This window comes from Gluconacetobacter entanii, assembly GCF_013155425.1.
Lineage (GTDB): Bacteria > Pseudomonadota > Alphaproteobacteria > Acetobacterales > Acetobacteraceae > Novacetimonas > Novacetimonas entanii.
This window is the reverse complement of sequence record NZ_JABJWD010000035.1, coordinates 1-599: the sequence shown is the minus strand read 5'-3', so window position 1 is coordinate 599 and position 599 is coordinate 1. Positions and strand designations below refer to the sequence as shown.

The following is a 599-nucleotide window of genomic DNA, read 5'->3' as shown; positions in this document are numbered from 1 at the left end:
AATTTCATCCAAATTTGGATGAAAAATCGTCTGATTTGATCTAGGGGTAGGCCATGAAGCCAAAACACGTTGGATTAACCACAGCAACCAAACGGAACTTGGGTTCAGGTCGAACGAGCGGCTATGGAACGATGGTCAAAATTAGCTGTATCAAATCCTAGAGCAGCAGCTGTTATGATGCTTATGACCTCCCAAATGGGCCGCAATAATGCTCTCGTCGCATCCCAAGCTACATTGGCCAAAATGGCTGGTTGCGGCTTGAATACTCTCAAAAGGGCTTTGGCCCGTTTTACGAGAGGGCAACTGGATCGAAGTTCGACAGATCGGTCCCACCGGGCACGGCCTGTGCTTACATCGTTAATGACCGGGTTAGCTTGGTCCGGAAATCGCGATGGCATCCGCTACAGCCTGTTTTCTGCCGCTGTGCTGCTCTCAGACGATGAACAACCCGATAAGACCGAAATTGGCGCACAGCCGCCTCTACAGGCCATTCCAGACCTGTATCCGGGAGAGAAGCAGCTACCTACCGGCCCCGGCTTACCACCACCATCTCAGCCTTCTTTCGACGGCATGGAACCAGACTTGCCGGCCACCGAAAA

Annotated in this window: 1 pseudogene; it reads left to right on the top strand. The window is 52.1% G+C overall.

Annotation, left to right across the window (positions count from 1 at the left end):
- Positions 1–345: 345 nt before the first annotated feature.
- Positions 346–599 (top strand): annotated as a pseudogene (locus HNH97_RS17865) (helix-turn-helix domain-containing protein); the annotation flags it as partial.